The organism is Arthrobacter sp. MMS24-S77 (assembly GCF_054888235.1).
Window position 1 is genome coordinate 1,967,598 of sequence record NZ_JBTZRN010000001.1, and the last position, 19,858, is coordinate 1,987,455.

At 60.8% G+C, this 19,858-nt stretch carries 22 protein-coding genes; 15 read left to right on the forward strand and 7 right to left on the reverse strand.

The genetic code is table 11. From position 1 onward, the window contains the following. Positions 1-85 precede the first annotated feature (85 nt). Entirely contained in the window at positions 86-1,057 is a 972-nt protein-coding gene (locus ACX5I4_RS08980; RefSeq protein WP_461836363.1) for an aldo/keto reductase, read from the forward strand. 103 nt (positions 1,058-1,160) lie between these two features. Here ACX5I4_RS08980 and ACX5I4_RS08985 read toward each other — a convergent pair whose 3' ends face one another. The 6 genes from ACX5I4_RS08985 to ACX5I4_RS09010 form a co-directional block, all read right to left on the reverse strand. Continuing rightward, on the reverse strand, positions 1,161-1,418 hold the full coding sequence (locus ACX5I4_RS08985; protein WP_461838681.1) for a GNAT family N-acetyltransferase: 258 nt from the start codon (positions 1,416-1,418) through the stop codon (positions 1,161-1,163). A gap of 95 nt (positions 1,419-1,513) precedes the next feature. Then, positions 1,514-2,305 (reverse strand): SDR family NAD(P)-dependent oxidoreductase, encoded by a 792-nt coding sequence (locus tag ACX5I4_RS08990; protein WP_461836364.1) that lies wholly within the window; start codon positions 2,303-2,305, stop codon positions 1,514-1,516. A 164-nt stretch (positions 2,306-2,469) separates the two neighbouring features. Next, positions 2,470-3,282, reverse strand: a complete 813-nt coding sequence (locus ACX5I4_RS08995) for a sugar phosphate isomerase/epimerase family protein (RefSeq protein WP_461838682.1) — start codon at positions 3,280-3,282, stop codon at positions 2,470-2,472. Between the two features lie 175 nt (positions 3,283-3,457). Continuing rightward, the gene (locus ACX5I4_RS09000; RefSeq protein WP_059389057.1) at positions 3,458-4,873 is read right to left on the reverse strand and encodes an MFS transporter; all 1,416 of its coding nucleotides are present in this window, start codon (positions 4,871-4,873) and stop codon (positions 3,458-3,460) included. Between the two features lie 338 nt (positions 4,874-5,211). Then, a complete protein-coding gene (locus tag ACX5I4_RS09005) occupies positions 5,212-5,760 on the reverse strand; it encodes an AAA family ATPase (protein ID WP_461836365.1) in 549 nt (182 codons plus the stop codon). After that, complete coding sequence (locus tag ACX5I4_RS09010; protein ID WP_306961561.1) at positions 5,757-6,404, reverse strand: bifunctional 4-hydroxy-2-oxoglutarate aldolase/2-dehydro-3-deoxy-phosphogluconate aldolase; 648 nt, start codon at positions 6,402-6,404, stop codon at positions 5,757-5,759. The genes ACX5I4_RS09005 and ACX5I4_RS09010 overlap by 4 nt, the downstream gene beginning before the upstream one ends. Positions 6,405-6,545: 141 nt before the next feature. Between ACX5I4_RS09010 and ACX5I4_RS09015 the strand changes: the two genes are divergently transcribed. The 14 genes from ACX5I4_RS09015 (at position 6,546) to ACX5I4_RS09080 (ending at position 19,150) form a co-directional block, all read left to right on the forward strand. After that, on the forward strand, positions 6,546-7,532 hold the full coding sequence (locus ACX5I4_RS09015; RefSeq protein WP_461836366.1) for a Gfo/Idh/MocA family protein: 987 nt from the start codon (positions 6,546-6,548) through the stop codon (positions 7,530-7,532). Continuing rightward, positions 7,525-8,520: a LacI family DNA-binding transcriptional regulator gene (locus ACX5I4_RS09020; protein ID WP_059389053.1), complete on the forward strand. Its 996-nt coding sequence runs from the start codon at positions 7,525-7,527 to the stop codon at positions 8,518-8,520. The genes ACX5I4_RS09015 and ACX5I4_RS09020 overlap by 8 nt, the downstream gene beginning before the upstream one ends. Next, positions 8,517-9,098: a VOC family protein gene (locus ACX5I4_RS09025; RefSeq protein ID WP_461836367.1), complete on the forward strand. Its 582-nt coding sequence runs from the start codon at positions 8,517-8,519 to the stop codon at positions 9,096-9,098. The genes ACX5I4_RS09020 and ACX5I4_RS09025 overlap by 4 nt, the downstream gene beginning before the upstream one ends. Next, positions 9,089-9,988, forward strand: a complete 900-nt coding sequence (locus ACX5I4_RS09030) for a sugar phosphate isomerase/epimerase family protein (protein WP_461836368.1) — start codon at positions 9,089-9,091, stop codon at positions 9,986-9,988. The genes ACX5I4_RS09025 and ACX5I4_RS09030 overlap by 10 nt, the downstream gene beginning before the upstream one ends. Further along, positions 9,988-10,980 (forward strand): Gfo/Idh/MocA family protein, encoded by a 993-nt coding sequence (locus tag ACX5I4_RS09035; RefSeq protein ID WP_461836369.1) that lies wholly within the window; start codon positions 9,988-9,990, stop codon positions 10,978-10,980. The genes ACX5I4_RS09030 and ACX5I4_RS09035 overlap by 1 nt, the downstream gene beginning before the upstream one ends. Positions 10,981-11,170: 190 nt before the next feature. Continuing rightward, positions 11,171-12,346: an MFS transporter gene (locus ACX5I4_RS09040; protein ID WP_461838683.1), complete on the forward strand. Its 1,176-nt coding sequence runs from the start codon at positions 11,171-11,173 to the stop codon at positions 12,344-12,346. A 206-nt stretch (positions 12,347-12,552) separates the two neighbouring features. Further along, complete coding sequence (locus ACX5I4_RS09045) at positions 12,553-13,815, forward strand: ABC transporter substrate-binding protein (RefSeq protein WP_461836370.1); 1,263 nt, start codon at positions 12,553-12,555, stop codon at positions 13,813-13,815. Between the two features lie 55 nt (positions 13,816-13,870). Then, positions 13,871-14,785 (forward strand): carbohydrate ABC transporter permease, encoded by a 915-nt coding sequence (locus tag ACX5I4_RS09050; protein ID WP_441438058.1) that lies wholly within the window; start codon positions 13,871-13,873, stop codon positions 14,783-14,785. Further along, a complete protein-coding gene (locus tag ACX5I4_RS09055; protein WP_461836371.1) occupies positions 14,782-15,639 on the forward strand; it encodes a carbohydrate ABC transporter permease in 858 nt (285 codons plus the stop codon). The genes ACX5I4_RS09050 and ACX5I4_RS09055 overlap by 4 nt, the downstream gene beginning before the upstream one ends. Continuing rightward, positions 15,636-16,622 carry a Gfo/Idh/MocA family protein gene (locus tag ACX5I4_RS09060; protein WP_461836372.1) on the forward strand — a complete coding sequence of 329 codons (987 nt, stop codon included), beginning with the start codon at positions 15,636-15,638 and terminating at the stop codon, positions 16,620-16,622. The genes ACX5I4_RS09055 and ACX5I4_RS09060 overlap by 4 nt, the downstream gene beginning before the upstream one ends. A gap of 134 nt (positions 16,623-16,756) precedes the next feature. Next, complete coding sequence (locus tag ACX5I4_RS09065) at positions 16,757-17,506, forward strand: SDR family NAD(P)-dependent oxidoreductase (protein WP_461836373.1); 750 nt, start codon at positions 16,757-16,759, stop codon at positions 17,504-17,506. Positions 17,507-17,669: 163 nt separating this feature from the next. Continuing rightward, positions 17,670-18,122 (forward strand): VOC family protein, encoded by a 453-nt coding sequence (locus ACX5I4_RS09070; RefSeq protein ID WP_461836374.1) that lies wholly within the window; start codon positions 17,670-17,672, stop codon positions 18,120-18,122. 200 nt (positions 18,123-18,322) lie between these two features. Beyond that, a complete protein-coding gene (locus tag ACX5I4_RS09075; protein WP_461838684.1) occupies positions 18,323-18,643 on the forward strand; it encodes a DeoR family transcriptional regulator in 321 nt (106 codons plus the stop codon). 6 nt (positions 18,644-18,649) lie between these two features. Then, complete coding sequence (locus ACX5I4_RS09080) at positions 18,650-19,150, forward strand: DeoR/GlpR family DNA-binding transcription regulator (RefSeq protein WP_461836375.1); 501 nt, start codon at positions 18,650-18,652, stop codon at positions 19,148-19,150. A 52-nt stretch (positions 19,151-19,202) separates the two neighbouring features. On the opposite strand, the gene ACX5I4_RS09085 is transcribed toward ACX5I4_RS09080, so the two are convergent. After that, on the reverse strand, positions 19,203-19,727 hold the full coding sequence (locus ACX5I4_RS09085) for a PaaI family thioesterase (RefSeq protein ID WP_461836376.1): 525 nt from the start codon (positions 19,725-19,727) through the stop codon (positions 19,203-19,205). Positions 19,728-19,858: the final 131 nt, after the last annotated feature.

Consider the following 19,858-nt stretch of genomic DNA (forward strand, 5'->3'; position numbering starts at 1 on the left):
CACGGCTCGTAGCCGCACGGGACCTCCTGACGGAACGCCGCACGCGCCAGCCCAGTCCCGAGACTCGCAGATGGGAATCCTTTAGATGAAGTACTCCGTTCTCGGACCGACCGGCGTGCGTGTGTCCCGCATCTGCGTGGGCACGGCGACTTTCGGTGTGGCACCGAGCGCACACGAAGCCGATAGCGTCGTGGGAGCGGCTCTGGATCTGGGCATCAACTTCTTTGACACCGCTGATGTCTACGGCTCGACCTCGACGTTCGACCGGCCCGGCGCTCCGCCGGCGGCAGAGCGGGCGTCCGCCGAGGAGATCCTCGGCCGCTCCCTGGCCGGCCGGCGGGATGAGGTGGTGCTGGCGACCAAGTCGGGGGAGCGGAGGTTCGATCCGGATGGCGGTCTCTCGCGCCGGTACATCATCCAGCAGGTCGAGCAAAGCCTGCGCCGGCTGCGCACTGACCGCATCGACCTCTATTACGCGCATTTCCCTGATCCAAACACGCCCCTGGAGCAGACCCTTGCCGTCTACGACGATCTGATCCGGCAGGGGAAGCTGCGGTATGTCGCTTTGTCCAACCACCCCGCCTGGCAGATGACCGAGGCCCTGTGGATCGCCGATGACCGCCGGCTGGTCTCCGCCCCCGTGGCTGCGCAGGTGATGTACAGCCTCCTGGACCGCAGCGCCGAAAAGGAGCTCGCCGCCGCGTGCGTGAGGTTCGGTCTGTCGATCATTCCCTATGCGCCGCTGCACGGCGGTCTCCTTGCCGACCTGTCGGTCCTGGACCGGCCGATCGCCGGAGGCAAGCGCTACGGCGGGCCCGGATACCCCGACGCCGAGATCGCCATCGCCCGCCAACTCGACCAAATGGCCCGCGCGTGGGGGCTGGGGATGCAGCAGGTCTCGCTGGCCTGGCTGTTGTCCCGCCCGGCCGTGGCATCGGTGATCGTTGGAGCCGAGACCGCCGACGAGCTCCGCGCCAACGCCGCCGCAGCAGATGTCGAGCTCACCCAGGAACAGCTCAATGCGGTCTCGGCGCTAACTGCCGAGACCCGGTCCTGACCGGAAGATACGAGGAACTTCGATGAAGTACTCACGCCTCGGCCACACGAGTGTCAGGGTCTATCAATGACCGAGTTGTGCCGACTATTCGATGATGCCGGAATCAAAGGGGCTTCTTGAAGAAGGTCGCGGCGTCCTCATAAGCCAGCGCACGGTAGAACCCGCCTGCCCGCCGGCTCGCTAGAGAGACATAGGCAGCGCCTTGCTCCCGCCCCCACAACTCGGCCTCAGTCATCAAGGCCGGCCCTACCCCCTGTCGTCGCACCTGCCCGGCCACCATAACTTCTTCGACCCAGGCAGTAATACCTTCAAGCAATGGCAGGGCTTGGCCACTCGCTACGACAAACTCGCACTCACGTATCGCGGAGGAGCGGTTCTCCGAGCAGTCAGCATCTGGCTAGCCGCTTTAGGAGACACGCCCTAGGCCACTTTCGGGGGCGCCGGCACAGTTCGGCTTCAGGATTTGGAACTGGGTCGTCCAGGAATATGGCTGAGGATAGATTTGGAGAAGCCACCGTCGACACAAATGTCTTGGCCGGTGACATAACCAGATAGCGGACTCACAAGAAATTCGATCACGTTCGCAATGTCCATGGGATCGCCAATTCTTCCCAGCGGGATAATATCTTCCCTTGCCTTCTTGATTTGGGGATCTTCATACATTTTTTCCGTCATCCGAGTGTGAGTCATGCCGGGGGAGACCACATTCACACGGATTCCGTCAGGGGCCCATTCCAACGCGAGTGTCTGCGCCAACATCGTCAACGCAGCCTTGCTGGGGCTGTAAGCACCTGATCCAGCATGGGGTTGTTGGCCAGACATGGAGGAGGTGAAACAGGCGGCGCCATTGCTGTCCTTCAAGTGCGGGTAACTCGCTTTGGCAAGAAGCCACGCGCCGCGGAGGTTGACGGAGAACATTCCGTCCCAGTCCTCAATGGACAGGTCGCATATGGCTCCGGGGTTAGCGATTCCGGCGTTTGCTACCAATGCGTCCAGGCCACCGAATTCTGCTACAGCAGCTCCGACCAGCTGGCTTGGCACATCGGGATCCCCGAGATCACCTGCCAGTGCGATGGCGGTACCACCCATGGACTGGATTGAACGAACAACCTGCTCTTGGCTGCTGTTCGATTCGTGTCCACATACGGCAATCATCGGGTGCACACCCCGGGCCAGAGCGGCCTCCGCGATTCTCACGCAGGTAGACGCGCCTATGCCGGTGCTTCCGCCACTTACCAAAGCTCTCATTGCACACATTTCCTTTTACTTGGGTTTCATATGAAGTCATTCTTAACTGAAGAGGGCCCACGGGCTGTAGAGCCATCCGTCTACACCATAAAAGTGGCAGTGGAAACTGATTTCATTATCTTTAGACACACATCGACTAGCCCGTCGCAACCTCGACCCAGGGGCTAAGACCCCAGATCCCAGCCTTGATTCTTAAGATCCTGCATTGCCTTATCGAATTCCTGCACGGGGTTCTCTTCGCGAATGATTTCAAGGACTACGTTATTGACGCCGCAGGTTTCCCTTACGGCTGTGCCCAATCCATTCCAGTCGATCACTCCGGTGCCGATTGGATCATGGCCCCAGGTTTCGGTGCCCGTATCAGAAATATGCACAAGTCCAATTGCTTCGTGGTAGGAGAGCAAGCCGTTTACGGGGTCTTCTCCTATGTAGGCAGCGTTGGCGACGTCGTACACAATCTTCACTGCATCGTCGTTGATAGTGCTTACAACGCCTGCCAGATCCTGGATGGTAGGCGTGAAGCAGTAGGGAGTGTTTTCAAAGAGCAGTCGTGTGCCGGCCTGCTTGGCCAGCGGAATCAGATTCTCCAGACTCTCGTACATCCACCCGTAGGTCTTTTCGAGTGAAGGTGAAATCATGGGGCGTCTTGTGCCCGGGGATATCACGACTTCGGGGACATCCCAGACCGCAGCCAGGTCAATCACCGATTTGATGTGCTCGATGCTTTTGCGACGCATGTTGGCGCCCGGGCTGGCCAAGTTGATGTCATATCCACCGGCGTTCAGTGACCTGATGGTTGCGCCGTACTCAACGAGCCTCGCGCGAGTTGCCGAACGCTCAGGGGCGGTTATTTCATCCGGCCAGCAATGTGGCGAGCTGATCGGAACTTCAAAAGTTCTGTACCCACTGTCGACCAATTCAGCTATGGCATCAATCGCCGTAGATGACCATAGATAGGAAAATGTGTTAATGATCATTTGGTTCACGTGAAGGCATCCTCTCTTCTGTTCTTCGCCTATTTGTAAACGCGCTACGAATTTTGGTCCCTGCCGAGGGATCGCAAGCGCGAGCCAGGCGGCTCGACGAGACCCGGGGGACACGCCCCCTTTTGCTTGGTCGAGCCGCTACGGCGGCTTGGTACCAGCGTGCCTACTAGGAACGCCTAGCCTCGTCGGTGGCATGCGAAGGAGCCACCAGCAGGTGCTCGCCTTCAAGTACCTCAGCGTCAGCAAGCGCCACTGTGGCACGGCCGGTACGGCTGCCGGTCTCGGGCAGGGTGAAGTAAACGACGAGGCACAGGGCGACGACGACAATCATGTAGACCGCGACAAGCATGGGCTGTCCGGCGCCAACGAACGCAGCGGCGATCAGTGGCGCTGTGCCGCCGAAGACGGCGATGACGATCTGGTGTGCAAATCCGATCCCGGATACACGTACCGACGCCGGAAACAGCTCGGCCTGAATGGTCGGGTAGACGGCCTGCCAGATACCGAGAACTACCCATCCCGAGGCTGATACCAGAACGTAGACGCCAAAGCCGGGCTGGTTGAGCAGGAGCAGGAGAGGGTAGAAGAGAACGATCATGCCGATGGCACCGACGATGGGGAAGATTTTGCGCCGGCCGAGCCGATCGGACAGCGCACCGCAGATCGGCACGATGACAACGAGCAAGGCCAACCCGATAACATTCCCGGTCAGCGTGGATGCCAGGTCCCGGCCGGTGGTCAGTTTGGCGTAGGTGGGAAGGAAGGTGGCCCAGGTGTAGTAGGCCACGGCCGGGGCAGAGAGTGCAGCCGCCTGCAGCAGCGCCTTGGGATGTTCGCGAAGCAGGTCCATCAGGCGGGCCGCTGCGGACTTTTGATCGACAAGGGCCGTTGCCTCAAACTCGGGGGTCTCTTCTGCCCGTGCCCTCAAGATCAGGCCAACGACGCCGAGGATGCCGCCCGCGATGAACGGGACGCGCCAACCCCAGGCGGCCAGGTCCGCTGGGGCAAAGGCTGATGTCACCATTGCTGCGGCGCCGGTAGCTGCGAGAGTCGCCAGGCCGCTCGCCGTATTGGAAAATGAACCGAACAGGCCCCTGCGGTTCGCGGGGGCGTGTTCGACCATGAATGCGATGGCGCTCTGCGCCTCACTGCCGGCCGAGATTCCCTGGAGGATGCGTGCCACCAGGAAAAGAATCGGTGCGGCATAGCCGATGGTCGCAAACGAGGGTGTGAGGCCGATGATCAGGGCGCCGACCGCCATTCCGGAGATGGACAGCGTCAGGATGCGCCGCCGGCCGAAACGGTCGGCCAGTGGGGAGACGATGACTCCGCTGAGCGGGCGCACAACAAAACCTACTGCGTAGGTGAGCAGTGCTGCGACTAGGGATGCGAACGGGGAATCGCCTGGAAAAATCTGTCCCGAGAACACAGCCGCGAGCAGGCCGTAAATGTACCAGTCGTACCACTCCACGAAGTGGCCAATCGTTCCTGCCACCATATTCACGTTGCGGCGAGGACGCTTGGACACTTCGGGATACTCCGAAGGGTCCGGCCTGCCGACGGCTTCTTTTGAGGTCTTCATTGAACTCTCCATATTTTCACATTTGCTGCGGAGGGGTAATGGGGTGAGGGCGCTTAATGCTTGCCCGAAATTTGCTTTACTGCGGCTCTCTAACTCATCAGCACGACCAATGAGATCGGTTGCTGAGATCGGTTGCAATAACCTTACGAGTGATGAAAGTCGGTTGTCAACGTCTTGTTGAAGGGGTCGTTCCGAATCTGGGCCGCGCCGGCGTCTAGCAGGCGGCGACGCTATCTATGCTCTGGAAGCAGGCCTCCCGAACAGAAAGTAGGGCATCAGACCTGAGAAGGGCTGCTCTTGGACCTCGGGTGAAAGTGAAAGATGGCCAGGTTCGGCAGTCACGCATCTGCCGGGAGCGGTGTTTCGTTGTTGAAGTCCAGGTACTCCACCCCGGACCACGCGCATTCGAGGCTTCCGTAGGTGCGCCAGTATTCGTCCCAGTGCGAGAGTTTCCATTGGTCTCGTTCCAGGCCGCGGCGGGTAAGCCGTTCCCGCAGAAGTTCCTGGGGAACCCTTACCCGCACGACTGTGGTCTGGGAAGGTGGCCAATGAAATTTCTCTGCTGCGCGGGTCAGGAAGTCGGGTACCTGAAAGTAGGCGCCGAATGGGGCATCGATTACTACCGACCGGCCGAGGCGCAGGTTCGCTCCAGTCACGTCCATGAGAGTGTCGTATTCGAGGGGCAGGAGGTTGTCGCGGTAGTAGTCGTTGGATTCCCGGTCGGTGGGGTCGTGTCCTGTTGCTTTCAGGGCGAACTCGACAAATCGTCCGCATACCCTGTCCTTGTCCAGGTAAGCGGCACCGTTCTCTCTTGCCGTTTTCTGGGCAACTGTCGTTTTACCTGAGCCGGCCGGGCCAATGACGATGAAGACGCTGGGGGCCGTCATCGGCGGGCCTCTGCCACCGCTGACAGGAACTCCTTGGCGGCTTTGGTGACGCGGTTGAAGTCGCCATCCGGCTGCCATGCTTTAGTCACGTAGCTGCCGACGCCGACACCTGCGACGCCGGCGGCAAACCATTCGCCTACGTTCTCAAGGGTCACGCCGCCTGCCGGCATGATCGGCAGATGGGCGAGTGGGGCGAGGACGGATTTGACGTAGGGGATGCCTCCGGCTTCCGTGGGGAAAAGCTTGAGGATGTCGGCACCCGCCTCGGCGGAGTTGACCAGCTCAGTTGGCGTGTAGGCGCCGCTGACGGTGGGTATCTGGTAACGGTTCGCTGTCCGGATCATTGCCGGGTTCAGTTGAGGGCTGACCAGGAAGTCAGCGCCGGCGCGGATGCACTCGTAGGCCGAGTGCTCGTCCAGTACCGTTCCGGCGCCGATGGCTACTCCGTTGGGCCCGTGCTTGGCGGCGAGCCTGCGGATCACATCGACCGCCCCTGGGATCGAGAGGGTGATTTCAAGGGCTCGGAAGCCTCCGGTGATGGCGGCTTCTGCCACGCGTTCTGCCACCTCAGCGTTCTGGAGGCGGACGATCAGGACGGCGCCGGATTCGTCGATGGTCTGCAGGGTGCGAAGTTTCTTGTACATGCTTGCCTTTCTTGCGCCCCGGCGTGTTGATGTTTCCTATTGCCCGGGCAATGTTGAAGTGTCGTTGACAAACTTTCCCACTATCCATAGTGTTATTGCAACCGATCTCAGCAACCGATCTCATACAAGGGGGTATTGCGGTTGACTCACGTACGCACAATCATTCTGGGTGCTTCCCATTGGCATGTTCCGCTTTGCGCGCCGGCCATTGCCGAAGAGCACGAGGTGATCGGAGTCGGTGACGACGACGTATCCCGCGTCCAGGTGCAGGACCTGGCGGAAGGATGGGGGGCGCCGGTTGAAGCCGACTGGCGGAAGCTGGTTGATCTCCCCGACGTCGGCCTCGCATATGTCTTCGGCCCCCATGACGGTATGGCCGAAAAGTGTCTTGCGTTGATCGAGCGCGGTATTCCGTTCGTTGTCGAGAAGCCGTTGGGCACTTCCCTTGACGAGCTTTCCGCCGTGCGTCAAGCCGCCGAGGCAGCCGGCGTGCCTGCCACCGTCCCCCTGGTCCAGCGCGGTGGACCCACAGAGCAATGGCTTGCCAAGGCAGGCCGGCCCACGTACCAGCGAACCTCGTTCATTGCCGGCCCGCCAGCCCGGTATCTCGACAATGCCAATCCCTGGATGCTCGATCCTGTCAAGGCTGGCGGGGGTTGCCTGGCCAATCTGGGCCCACATTTTCTCGATCTGTTCCTTAGGGGCACGGGTGAGACCGTGGCGCGTGTGGACTCCCGGCTCTCATCGGCTCTTCACAACCAGGCTGTGGAGGATCATGCCAGCCTGATCATCACGACGCCGGAGGGACGCGAAGCCATCGTTGAGGTTGGCTACGCATTCCCTGGTTCGCCGCTTAAGCGCTACTGCAGCTTTACCTCGGTCGGTGAGGCAGGATTCGCATCCGTTGATTCGGACGGCACAGCTACGTTCACGGCACTGGACGGCACCACGGAGGTCGACAAGATCAATGTGGACAGCGACCCGCTTTATGCTCCGTTCGTGCGGAGCGTCGCCCGGACGCTGGATGATGGATTCCTGGGCCTGACTACGTTGGCCCAGCTCGAAGACGTCATGCGCCCCATTTGGGAGGCCTATGACAACCAGCACGGAGGAAGAGAACATGTCTGACTTGAGTATCGACGTCGTTGCAAAAGCTGCTGGTGTCCATAGGTCAACGGTCTCCCGGGCTTTCTCACGCCCCGAGGCGGTGAAGAGCGAAACACGCGAGCACATCCTTCGGGTCGCCGAGGGACTCGGCTACACGATGAGTCCACTCGCCCAGGCGCTTCGCCGGAAAACCAGCACGTTCATCCCGCTGATCGTCCCTGACATCACCAACCCGTTCTTCGCTGAACTTGCCAAGACGATGACGCAGGCGGCGGACGAGCGCGGCTACCAGCTGCTGCTCTGCGTCACCAATGGTGACCCTGCCAAGACCGATGGATACTTCACCGCGATGCAGGCCATGTACGCCCCCTTCGGAATTGTGGCTCCATCGACAAAGGTCGATACCGAGGCCATGAAACGCTTCGACTTCGGCCATAAAGTCGTGGTGATCGACCGCGTGGAAGGTGACGACTCCGTTCCCACAGTCACCGTCGACAGTCGCCAGGGAATCAGGCTCGCACTGGACCACCTGCACGCGTTAGGGCACACCTCGATTGGCTACGTATCCGGCATTGCCGGGACGCACACCGCCCAGGACCGGATGGACGCCTATTTGGAGCTGTCCGCCGAGAGCGGCAACGCACCTGTCGTGCTGGACAGCGGGTCGGATCTGGATGCGGGCACGCGCGGGGCAGAACATTACCTGGAGATGGACAATCCTCCAACGGCAATCATCGCCGCCAATGACATGGTGGCCTTTGCGGTCATTTCGGCGCTCGGCCAACGTGGAGTACGGGTACCGGAAGACGTGTCGGTTATCGGGTTCGACGGTCTCGCTCTCGGCGCCCGGTTCAACCCTCCTTTGACGACGGTTCGCCAGCCGATCGCCGACATGGGACACATCGCCATTGAACTGGCTGAGAAGCAGAACGCGGATGGCTCCGTGGACCACATCGTCCTCGAACCTGAGCTTCTGGTCCGCCGCTCCACCTCTGGACCACGCAAATGACCAGGGCGCAGGAGTCAACGCTCCGGCGCCTGCCGGGCCTTCAGCACACAGACCACGTCGGCCTGACGGTTCCAAACCTTGACGAAGGCATCCGGTTCTTCGTCGAAGTCCTCGGAGCCGAAGAGCTCTACCGCTCCGAACGCGGGCCCGATGAAGAATTCATGCCCACAAACTTCGACGTCCCTGCAGATGCCAAGCTCACGCTCGCCATGCTGCGCCTGCCACCAAACCTCAACATCGAGCTTTTCGAATGGAGCAGCACTCAGCGGCGTGATACCCCGCCGCGGCACTGCGACGCCGGCGGCCACCACCTGTGTTTCGTCGTGGACGACGTCGACGAAGCGATCGCAGTGCTGCAGGCAACACCTGGAGTACGGGTGCTCGGAGAACGCAAAGAAGTTGCCGGCGACAGCCCGCGAGTAGCCGGCAACCGCTGGACCTACTTCATCACCCCATGGGGATTGCTGATGGAAATCGTGGACCGATCCCGCGTCGCAGCCCCGCCCCCGCTGGTCGGTCCCACGGACTGGGCAACACCTCCAAACACTTCCAGAAAGGACATAAACAAATGCGGCTAGCCGGTCACACACTAGGCACCCCGGACCACACGGTTCCCCAAGCACTTGATCTCTTCCGAGCCGCAGGGCTCGATGCAGCCGAAGTCATCTACCAGGATGACTACAAATCAGGGTTGCCATTAGGTGACCGGCGTGCTGCGGTGGAGGCAATGAAAGCGGCCGATACCGCAGGAATATCCATCGTGGGTCTGACGCCTTACACGACCGCCATCAACTCACTGGACGACGCGGAATGGCGCACAGCAGTTAATGAATTTCGTGGCGCAATAGAAACCGCACACCTGCTCGGCGCTGACCGGGTCCGTGTCTATGCTGGTTCCTGGCACCCTGGGGACAACGACCACGCGGCGCGTTGGGCAAAACTGCGCCAGGCATTGGAGACCCTGGCGCCCGAAGCTGGCCAGGCGGGCGTTCGCCTCTGCGTGGAAAACCACTTCGGCACCATGACCCAGACCGCGGCGGCCACCGCTGCCTTGGTCCGGGAAATTGACCATCCGGCGGTCCGCGTTCTCTATGACCAGGCGAACCTGACCTTCACCCACGACGAAACGTTCGAACAGGCCTTTGCTGTTCAAGGGGACCTGATCGGTCACGTGCATGTGAAGGACCTCGTCTTCACGAACCCCAACGCGGCTTTCCGCGCCACGGAAACGGCCCGGGTCAACGCGTCCGAACGGGCCGTCAGGTCGCGCGTCGTCGGAGGCGGCGTCGTTCCATGGTCCGACATCCTCGCCGCGTTGCTGCAGCACGGCTACGACGACGTGCTGAGCATCGAGCTCGAGTACCGCTGGCATCCTCAAGACCTCCCCGCGCCCGAGGACGGATTCCGGGAATCCGCCGCCGTCCTTCGCGCCATGCTCTCTGACCTGACTGAAGTAAGGAACGCCTGATGAACACCAACCGTCTACGCGTCGGAGTTGTCGGCGCGGGCAATATCGCCACCATTGCCCAATTGCCCACCCTCGTCCAACGTGCCGACGTCGAATTGGCCGCCTTGGTGTCACGGCGTGAGGACCCAAGCAGCCTGGTCCGACGCTGGGGCTTCAACGCAGCCTACAAAACGGTGGAGGACATGCTGGATTCCCAGGAGCTGGATGCAGTCTTCGTGCTGACGCCACGTTCCGAGCACGCCCACGCCGTCCAGCTATGCCTGAGCCGTGATGTCGACGTGTTCTGCGAAAAACCCTTGGCTCCGGCAACCGATGAGGCAGAACGTCTGGCAGACCTCGCCGACGAGCGCGGCCGCATCCTGATGGTCGACTTCAACCGCCGCTACGCTCCGGTCTACACTGCCGGCCGGGAAGTTTTCGGTACCAAAGGCGCCACCTTCTGCGTCGCCCAGAAAAACCGCCCCGGCTCCGAATACCGTGCAACATTCGAAAATGCCATCCATATGGTCGATCTCCTCCGCTGGTACTGCGGCGGCGAACCCGAGCACGTCGCCGCCCACGCCGCTGGTGACGACCCCTGGGAAGAAGACGGCGTCGCAGCAACCATCCGCTTCAGCACCGGGAACACGGGCGTCCTGATGGCCGCCCGCACAGCAGGAGCGTGGAACGAGAAGTTGGATGCCTATGGTGACGGAAAGACAGTAGAGGTCAGGGCGCCCGAAACAGTCTCGACCACAGTCAAGGGCGTCACCACATCCCGGGAACTCAGCGCAGAGGCGTATGGCTGGGCTACTGCGACGGACACTCTCGGATTTTCCGCCGCCGTTCACCATTTCCTGGACCGCGTCGCTGACAGGCAACAGCCACTGACCTCAGGCCGTGAAGCCGTTCACACCCAACGATTGCTCGACCGGATCCTCGCCGCATCCGGGCTCCCGACGGAGGAACAAGCCGGTCGGGAATGGGCCAGCCACGCAGTGAACGGAAGCTGAACAACCAAGCTCGCCCATCCTTCGGGTTGGGGCTTGCACCGAGAACTGTTGAAACCACGGCCTCCACAAGCCGCTGAGCATAGGGAGGCACAAAATAGCTCCAAACCGCCTCCACCAGAGCAACCCGAAAATCGGGGGAGCGGGACGACAACCGCTGCGCGGCCGGCTCACCCCTCTCGTTGGCATCCTGCTGGTCGCGTTCAGCGCCAGACAGGCGGTTTCGGCGGTATCCCCACTCCTTGGTCCAATAAGCGGTGACCTACCCCTCGACGCCGTGACGACCGGGATCCTTGGTATGCTGCCGACCGCCGGCTTCGCAGCGATGGGCTTCCTGGCTGTCCCTCTGATCCGCCGTACCCAGCCCGAACACCTGCTGCTGGTGTCAATCCTGCTGACAACACTCGGCCAGATCGGACGCGCACTGGGGTCGACTACCCTCGCCTTTTTGGTGTTCACCTGTGTCGCCATGCTGGGGATCGGGGTGGTAAATGTGGTGATTCCGCCGCTGCTGATGAAGTATTTCCCCGATAAAATCGGGATCCTCCCTGCCCTCCACGTGACGCTCCTCGCCGTCAGCACTGCCGTGGCCGCCCAAGCCGCCATACCCTTGGCGGGTATGTGTGGCTGGCGGTTCTCTATCGGTATCTGGGCGGTAATCAGCGCCGCCGCGACGGTACCCTGGTTGATGGTCCTTGCGGGCAGGCGTACGGCTGCCCGCGTCAGGAAACCGCCAACCAGCGAAGTACCGCCGCCCCGCACCAGCGTGATCAAGCCCTGGAGATCATCGATTGGCTGGGGTACGGCACTAATCTTCGCGGGTTGCTCGAGCAACACGTTTGCTGCCCTTACATGGCTTCCGGTTGTTCTTATAGACAGAGGGATGAGTCCGGGAACCGCCGGGTTCATGTTGGCGCTCTATTCCATCCTCGGCCTGCCGGTCGGCCTTGTTGTGCCTTTTGCTGTGGTAAGGATGCCTCGCCCGCTACCTATCGCAATCCTGTTCGTCGTCACGTTCTCGGTCGGCTATGGAGGCATCATCTTTGCTCCGATAACTTCTGCCGCAGTGTGGGTAGCCATCGCCGGGCTTGGTCAGGGCGCATACTCCTTCGCGTTTACCATGATCAATAAGCGGGCACGAACCCAAACCGGGTCGGGGGTACTGTCCGGGTTCGCCCAGGGAGTCGGCTACACCCTCGCAAGCCTCGGCCCATTCCTTTTTGGTCTCCTGCATCAGCCAGGGGACCACTGGCTACCCTCGTTCGGCATGCTCGGAGCCTGGCTCCTCGTGCTTACCGTGGGAGCCCTGATGATCAACAAACCGCGCGTGCTTGAAGATGCACTCCCGGCTGAAACAGCTCGTCGTTGAAAGCAACAAGGACTTCGGTGATCCTTGATGCCGGCAACTCAAAACGATAGACCCCTCGCCAGCGACCGGAACCAAGGGCTCCAAAAACCTGAGCTAAATAATCCTTGACAGACCCTGCTCCCGACCCTATGTTTAGTGCAACCGATCTCAGCAACCGATCTCATTTCTACTGATGAAAATGCAACCGATCTCAAAGGAGAGACGCAATGATCAAAGCTGCAAGTACTTTGACCGCTGTTGCCCTTGCCGCGGCACTGCTCACCGGCTGCTCCGGCAGTTCGGGCGACTCCGGCAACAACAACGACGACGGTCCCGTCACGTTGACGTACTGGGACTTCATGGACCCCAGCCAGAACAACCCGAGGGCTGCGGCGCTGAAGCAAAACCTCGAGAACTTCCACAAGGAAAATCCCAACATCACAGTCCAGCTGTCGACCGTGTCCTTCGGGGACATGATCAGCAGGCTCCCGCAGGCAGCAGCAGCGGGACAGACGCCGGATGTCGTGAAGATGTTCGCCCCGGTTGTCCCCCAAATTGCTGCCGCGCAGGTTTATCAGCCGCTTCCTGAGGAGGCCAAGCAGATCACTGACTGGTTGCGCCCGGTGGACAAGCTGGCGGACAAGGACGGAAAGCAAGTAGCCGTCCCGTACGATTACCGCACATGCACGCTCTATTACAACGACAAGATCCTCAAGCAGATCGGAGCTGCCGTACCCACCACCTGGGACCAGGTCGCCGAGGTTGCTGGGAAGGCAGCGAAGGCGGGATTTACCGGGTTCGGGACGGGGTTCTCCGGGGTCGACAACTCGGCGATCATCTCGACCTTCTTCGATTGCTTCATGAGCGAGGTGGGGCAGGCCATCTCCAATCAGGACGGCAAAGCCAGCTTTAACACTGAAAAGGGTAGAGAATTCGCGGATTTCCTCGTGAAGCTCAAAAAGGCCGGAGGCATGCCACCGAGCGTTGTGGGGGACCAGTACTCGACGGTTGCTGACGGCCTCCAAAACGGCACTGTTGCCATGTCTGCCCTCGGAACGGAACGCCTCTTGACCCTGCAGAAGGCCAACCCGGACATCAAGTCGGCCGCCCTGCCCAAAACTTCAAACGGCTCGGATACGGGATCGACGTTCGGCTGGACCCTTGGCATCGGTGCCGGAAGCAAGCATGCCAAGGCGGCCTGGAAGTTCATCCAATACATGACCAGCCCGAAAGCCGGGGCGCTCATGGCAACCGGGGGTGACGTACCCACCCGCTCGTCGACGTTCCAGGAGCCTTACTTCACCACTCCTGCGGCCAAGACCGTGCTGGACGTCAGTAACTTCGTCAAAGATCACAGCGAGCCACACATCTACCCCGACAACTGGATCGCGATTGCCGGTGGCCTCGCCAACGCCGGACAGCAGCTGTACCTGAACAACTCGTCGGCCGACGATTTCATGAAGTCTGCCCAGGACGCGGCCAACAAATGAGCCCCCGCCCGGACAGGACTAATCACGTAAACCTGGTCCCAGGAAAGCGAATCCCATGTCAGTGACACAAGAACGACGCGCAGCACGGAGTACCGATCCCCGTGTACGGCCTGCGCGGAAGGACCGCGCGGTCTGGCTCTACGTCATCCCGGTCGTTGCAGTTTTCCTTTTCGTCTTCGTCGGGCCCCTGCTCTTCACAGCCTGGACGGCGCTCCACGAAACCACGTACTACCAAATCAAGGACTTCTCGGGACTAAAGTCGTTCACCAAACTTTTCACCGACAAGGACCTTCCCAAACAGATCGGCACCACCCTTGTCTTCTCACTCGGCGCACTGGCTATTGCATTGCCACTCGGCTTTGTCTCAGCGGTGGTCCTGAATAAAATCATCCGCTTCAAGCGGACGGTGCGGAGTCTGTTCCTGCTTCCGTGGCTGATGTCACAAGCCACAGTTGGCACCCTCTGGCTGTGGTTTCTCAACCCCACCTACGGCCCCGGGACAGCCATCACAAAAGCCCTTGGCTTCGGCCCCGCCGATGCGTTCTCCACGCCGGGTTCTGCACTGCTGGCGCTAACGCTTATCACTGCGTGGTGGTCCTATCCCCAGGCGATGGTCCTCTTCCTCGGGGCGCTTCAGACTGTGCCAACCGAACTTTACGAGAGCCTGCGGGTGGATGGCGGAAACGTTTGGCAGGGATTCGTGAACATCACACTTCCCTTTCTTCGGAACACCATCGTTTCCGTCGTCGTCGTCCTCCTGATGCTGTATGTGCAGATGGTGACCATCATCCTGGTCACCACCCGCGGCGGCCCGCTGGGCGGAACGGAAACGCTCTCCATGCGGGTATTCAACAAGACGTTCCAGGACTTCGACCTCTCCGGCGCCTCCGCCGCAGCTATTTTGCTCTTCGCTATCAACATCGCCTTGACCCTGGTAGCGATCCGCTTCCGACGGAAGGAAACCCTGTGACTGCCACCATTCCGGCACGCCGCCGACCCGGGCATATTCTGCGGCGGCTACCCATCTGGGCAGTCGTCGCAGTCACCGCCGCCCTGGTGCTGCCACCCATCCTGTGGATTTTATCGACGTCCCTGAAAACCGATGCGAACACGGTCGCTTTCCCACCTGTGTGGATACCGAATCCGTTCTCGTTCGACAGCTACGGCGGACTGTTCACCTCCACCAACATACGCTTTTTCCTGAACTCGCTGATCTACGCCATCGGTTCGATCATCCTTGCCCTGGCCGTCTGCGTCCCCGCAGCGTACGTCGCGACCCGCTACCGGGGCCGACGCATGGAAAGCCTCATGACCTCAATCCTCGTGCTGTCCATGGTCCCAGGCGTCGTCGTTTTCATTGCGCTCTACTCCATGTTCGTAAAAACCGCGCTCATCAACACCTACCCTCTGCTGATCGTGGTCTACACGGGCATCATCTGCGGACAAACGATCCTGTTCCTGCGCAACTTCATCGAAAACATCCCCGTTGAGATCGAAGAAGCAGCAGCGATCGATGGCTGCAACCGACGCCAAATCCTCCTGAGGATCGTGCTGCCCCTGATCCGTCCCGGCATAGCAGCCGTTGCGATCTTCATCTTCGTATTCGTCTGGAACGACTTCCTCGTCGGGACCGTCCTGGCAACAACCGAGGACATGAAGACCGTGCAAAACGGCATCGTCCGCTACATCTCCACCGGCTACGGCAACTTCTGGGCCGCCTTCGGCGCCTTCGTCATCGTCGCCTTCGTACCCGTCCTGGGCATCTTCGCCGCCTTCCAACGCTGGTTCATCGCCGGCCTGACCTCGGGAGGCGTCAAATCATGACCGTAACGGAACATGCTCCCCGCGTCGCCGTCGTAGGAGCAGCCGGCTGGGCCGGATCACGACACACACGAGCATTCGCCGCAGCCGGTGCCAACGTCGTCTTCCTTGTTGACAAGGACCACCGCGCCTACCCACTCGCCCAGGAACTGGGCGCAGTGCTGCTACCCAGCACAGAGACACTCCGCCCCGAGCACCTGGACCTAGTCGTCGTTGCCCTCCCAACCACCATGCAACCGGACGTTTGCGCAGACCTTCTCAACAGGGGATTCCGTGTCCTGACCGAAAAACCGGTAGCCGCAGATACCGAAGGCGCCGCCGTCCTGGCCGCTTCATCCGGCGTCAACGAGCGCCTCATGGTCGGGTACACGCTCCACCAGCATCCCGCCGCACCCCTTGTCTCTCAATGGGTAAGGGGCCACGACGTGGTCGCCGTGTCCGTCCGCTCCGTGGCCCATAAACAGAAGGTCGACTCGTGGCGCGCCGACCCGAAAGAGGGCGGCGTCGCAGTCATCAACGGCATTCACGCCATCGAACTAGTCTCCTCCTGGTTCGACGGCGACCCGAAAGTACTGGCCACCAGCGCCAGCAGCAGCCTGTACGGCTCGCCGGTGCCCGAGCACGTCGTCGCCACCCTCGAATTTCCTGAGGGCACGGTGTTTAACCTTCAGAGCTACTGGTCTCCCTGGCAGGAGTCTCAAGGTCTCAACCAAGGGGACTGGAGCCTCACCATCGATGTCCTGGCAAGCACCGGCCGGATGCTGTGGTCCAACGATTCCCTCCACGCGTGGGAACGGGACGGCAGCCAGTACGAGAAGACCTTCGATCCCTCGGACCTCTTCCTTCGCCAGGCCGAGTCGGCTCTGAGGTTCTGCTCGGGTGAAACCCCTGCAGTCACATTCGCCCAGGCACTCCGCGCCACCGAAATCGCCGATGCCCTCCTGGCAGCGGTAGCCTCCCGAGCTAAGGACGAGCTCGCCCCGTAGCATCATCAAACCTGACCACATGGCGACCGGCCGAACCGAGCAATCTCAACTAAGGAAATGAACATGAAACGATCACCTCACACTCCAGCCGCGGGGGGACCGCGGTGCACCCACATTCATGGAAGCGAAATCAAATGAGCCTCAAAGACCAGGTGGTTCTGGTAACCGGATCCAGCGGCGGAATCGGCGACGCCGCTGTCAGCGCACTCAAAGCTGCAGGCGCCATCGTCATTGGCGCTGACCGTTCCCCCAAAGAGGACCAGCCCTTGGAGGCGTTCTACCCCCTCGACATCACCTCGGAACAGCAATGCGCAGCCGCAATCCAGGACATCGCATCCAAACACGGCCGCATTGATGTCCTGATCCACGCAGCGGGAGTGCTCGGCCCCACCCCCGGCATTATGGAGACAACAACCGAAGAGTTCGACTCCATTCTGAGGATCAACGCCTCCGCGACCTTCACGATGGTGCGGGAAACAGCCAAATCGATGCTCAAGTCCGGCACCGCCGGCGCCATCGTGGTCCTGTCCTCCGTTGCGGCCAAGGAATCACGCCTCAACTACCTGCCGTACAACGCGAGCAAGCTAGCGGTACTTCACATCATGTGGTCATTCGCCGAGCTGCTCGGGCCCAACGGCATCTCCGTTAACGCCATCGCACCAGGCCCGGTGAACACACCCATGTGGGCACAATTCGCGAAAGACTCCGGACCGGACGCGGCTGCCAACCGGGCGAAGCGGGCCGCACAACTGCCGATGCGCCGGTTCGCCGAACCCGACGAAGTCGCCCGCGCCATCCTCTTCCTCGCCGATCCCGACAACCGCTACATCACAGGAGTGTCCCTCGACGTGGCAGGCGGAGCACACCTGGGAATCGGAACCTAAAACCAACCGGCACGGGGCTTCTCACATGCCGTCGCCCAGCGCTGCTATGCACATGCCCCCAACCCATCCAATATCAACGCTTCAAGGCTGGTCTCATCTCCTGTAAAGCAATTCAACAATCGGAGACGAGTAGGAAGTCCTTGACCCACCAAGGAGACACTTAATGCGACATCATCACACTGCCCTGCACGTAACGGATATGGAGCGCAGCGCGCGATTCTACGTGGATGGCCTTGGACTGACCCGCTTGGATGCGTGGACGTCGGGACCATACATCGGCGAACTTTACGGCCGTCGCAACGTAAAGGTCAAAGCCATGCTTCTCGCTACCAGTGACGGAGCCTTCCGGCTGGAACTTGCCCATGCCGAGCCTCTACTGCCCGCAGTCGACCCATCAGAGGCGCAGCCGGGCACGGCACACCTTGCCTTCACAGACATCGACGTACGGCAGGTTTACACCAAGATGACAGCTCTTGGTTACGAGGCGGTATCCGAACCCGTTGCCCCGGCCTCAGGCCCCATTGCAGGCGGGTGGCTGGTCTACCTCCTCGATCCAGACGGAAATCGGGTGGAGCTCATTCAGGCGCCCGACTGGCAGGGAAGCGACAAGTCTTGAGCCATCGGGACCCAGAAGAACATGCCCGGAATCCTCGGACGCCAGGTGAGCATATCGGGCCGTAGACGACACGCAAGAAAACAGGGGCTACTTGACGGTTCAGACGAAAAGCCGCCGTCACGCATCAAACCTCTAGGCGCCCGCTCATGGTGCCGGTCGACACCTTTGAAGGGAACCTCGTGAGTCCAGCAGCCCGATCCATGATTCCCGAGCAGAGGCACCAAGAAATCCTCCGCCTCCTGCGGCAGGAGGGCATTCTGAGTGTCCGCGGCCTCACGGCCTATATGAATGTCTCTCACATGACGGTCCGTCGTGACATCACTGCCCTAGAGTCCACTGGCCAAGTGAGCTCAGTCCGCGGTGGTGTTCGGCTCACAAAGCAGCACGGCCAAGAACCTGCAGGGGAACCCAAACTTCGGGCCCAACCCGGAGCCCCGCGCGAAAAGGCGATTGCCAAGCTCGCAGCCCAATCAATAAAGGATGACATGGTTGTCTTCCTCGACGCCGGCACCGCGTGTTGATCACTCGTGCCCTTCCTCGCCGCGCGCCGGCACCTTACCGTAGTAACCAACGACTTCTACATCGTCACAAGCTTGTTCGCCTACCCGAACATAGAAACCATCCACACTGGCGGAGTAGTGGACCCAGCGAGCGCTTCCGGTCAGGGGCCCCTCGCGACCGAAATGCTCAAATTCGTCAACATTGATTTGTCCTTCCTCAGCAGCCGGACGTGGAACATTTCCAGGGGCCTCATGGCACCTTCCATGGACGAAATCGAGGTAAAACGGGCAGCCCTCAAAGCGTCGTCCTCGAGGTTCCTACTCGCGGACAGCACCACGTTCGGCACCGTCTCCCTTTTCAACGTTGCACCTTTGCAAATGCTCGACGCTGTCGTAACTGACGATCGACTACCACTAGACGTGCAAAACAATATCCGACAACTCGGGGTTACCGTCCGCTTGGCTACTTTCGGCGAAGGAGGCCCAAGTCCACTCGCGTACGCAACCGAAAAGGGGGCCCGGTGGTAACGCGCGATCCTGAGCGGCAGGCGTCACAGGGCAACGGCGGTGCCGGTATCAGTCATGTTGTCCGAGCGCCCGGTTGGCGGGGGAAGATAAGCAGCGTGCTCGTGGCGGTGGCGAGGAGTTCACCGCTGGCGGTGCTGAGGCGCCCTTCGGTGAATATCACCCGCGGGCCGGATTTTACGACTGACCCCTCCGCACGAAGTTCACCCTTGTTGAGCGTGATTGGTCGCAGGTACTTGACCGCCAGATCGATAGAGGTGTAGCCGATCCCGACTTCCAAGGTACTGTGTGCTGCGCAGCCGAGCACCGTGTCGAGGAGCGTGCAGGCCAGGCCGCCGTGCACCATTCCGAGGGGGTTGTAGTGCGCTTCTCCCGGCCAGCACTGGAACTCGACGTGTCCGTACCTCGCATCGACGAGATCGAAATTCATGAGGGAAGCGATCGGCGGCGGCGCAATGCCGCCGTCGCGGAGGCCGGAAAAGTAGTCCAGACCCGACAGCCGTGGCAGCTGTTCGAGCGCGATTGCCGGATCAATCCAGGTGAAGGTTTCCGACCGTTCCGCTGGGTTGTTGGTTGACATGAGGTTTCCTCCTAATTTTTGGTGAGCCCGTAATCGCCTCGCTCGAGCCCATGGAACAACCACCGCGCGACTTCCCAGGGGAGGCCTTGGGGCATCTCAGCCCTTAGCCCAGAACCCGACGGCGGCCGAAC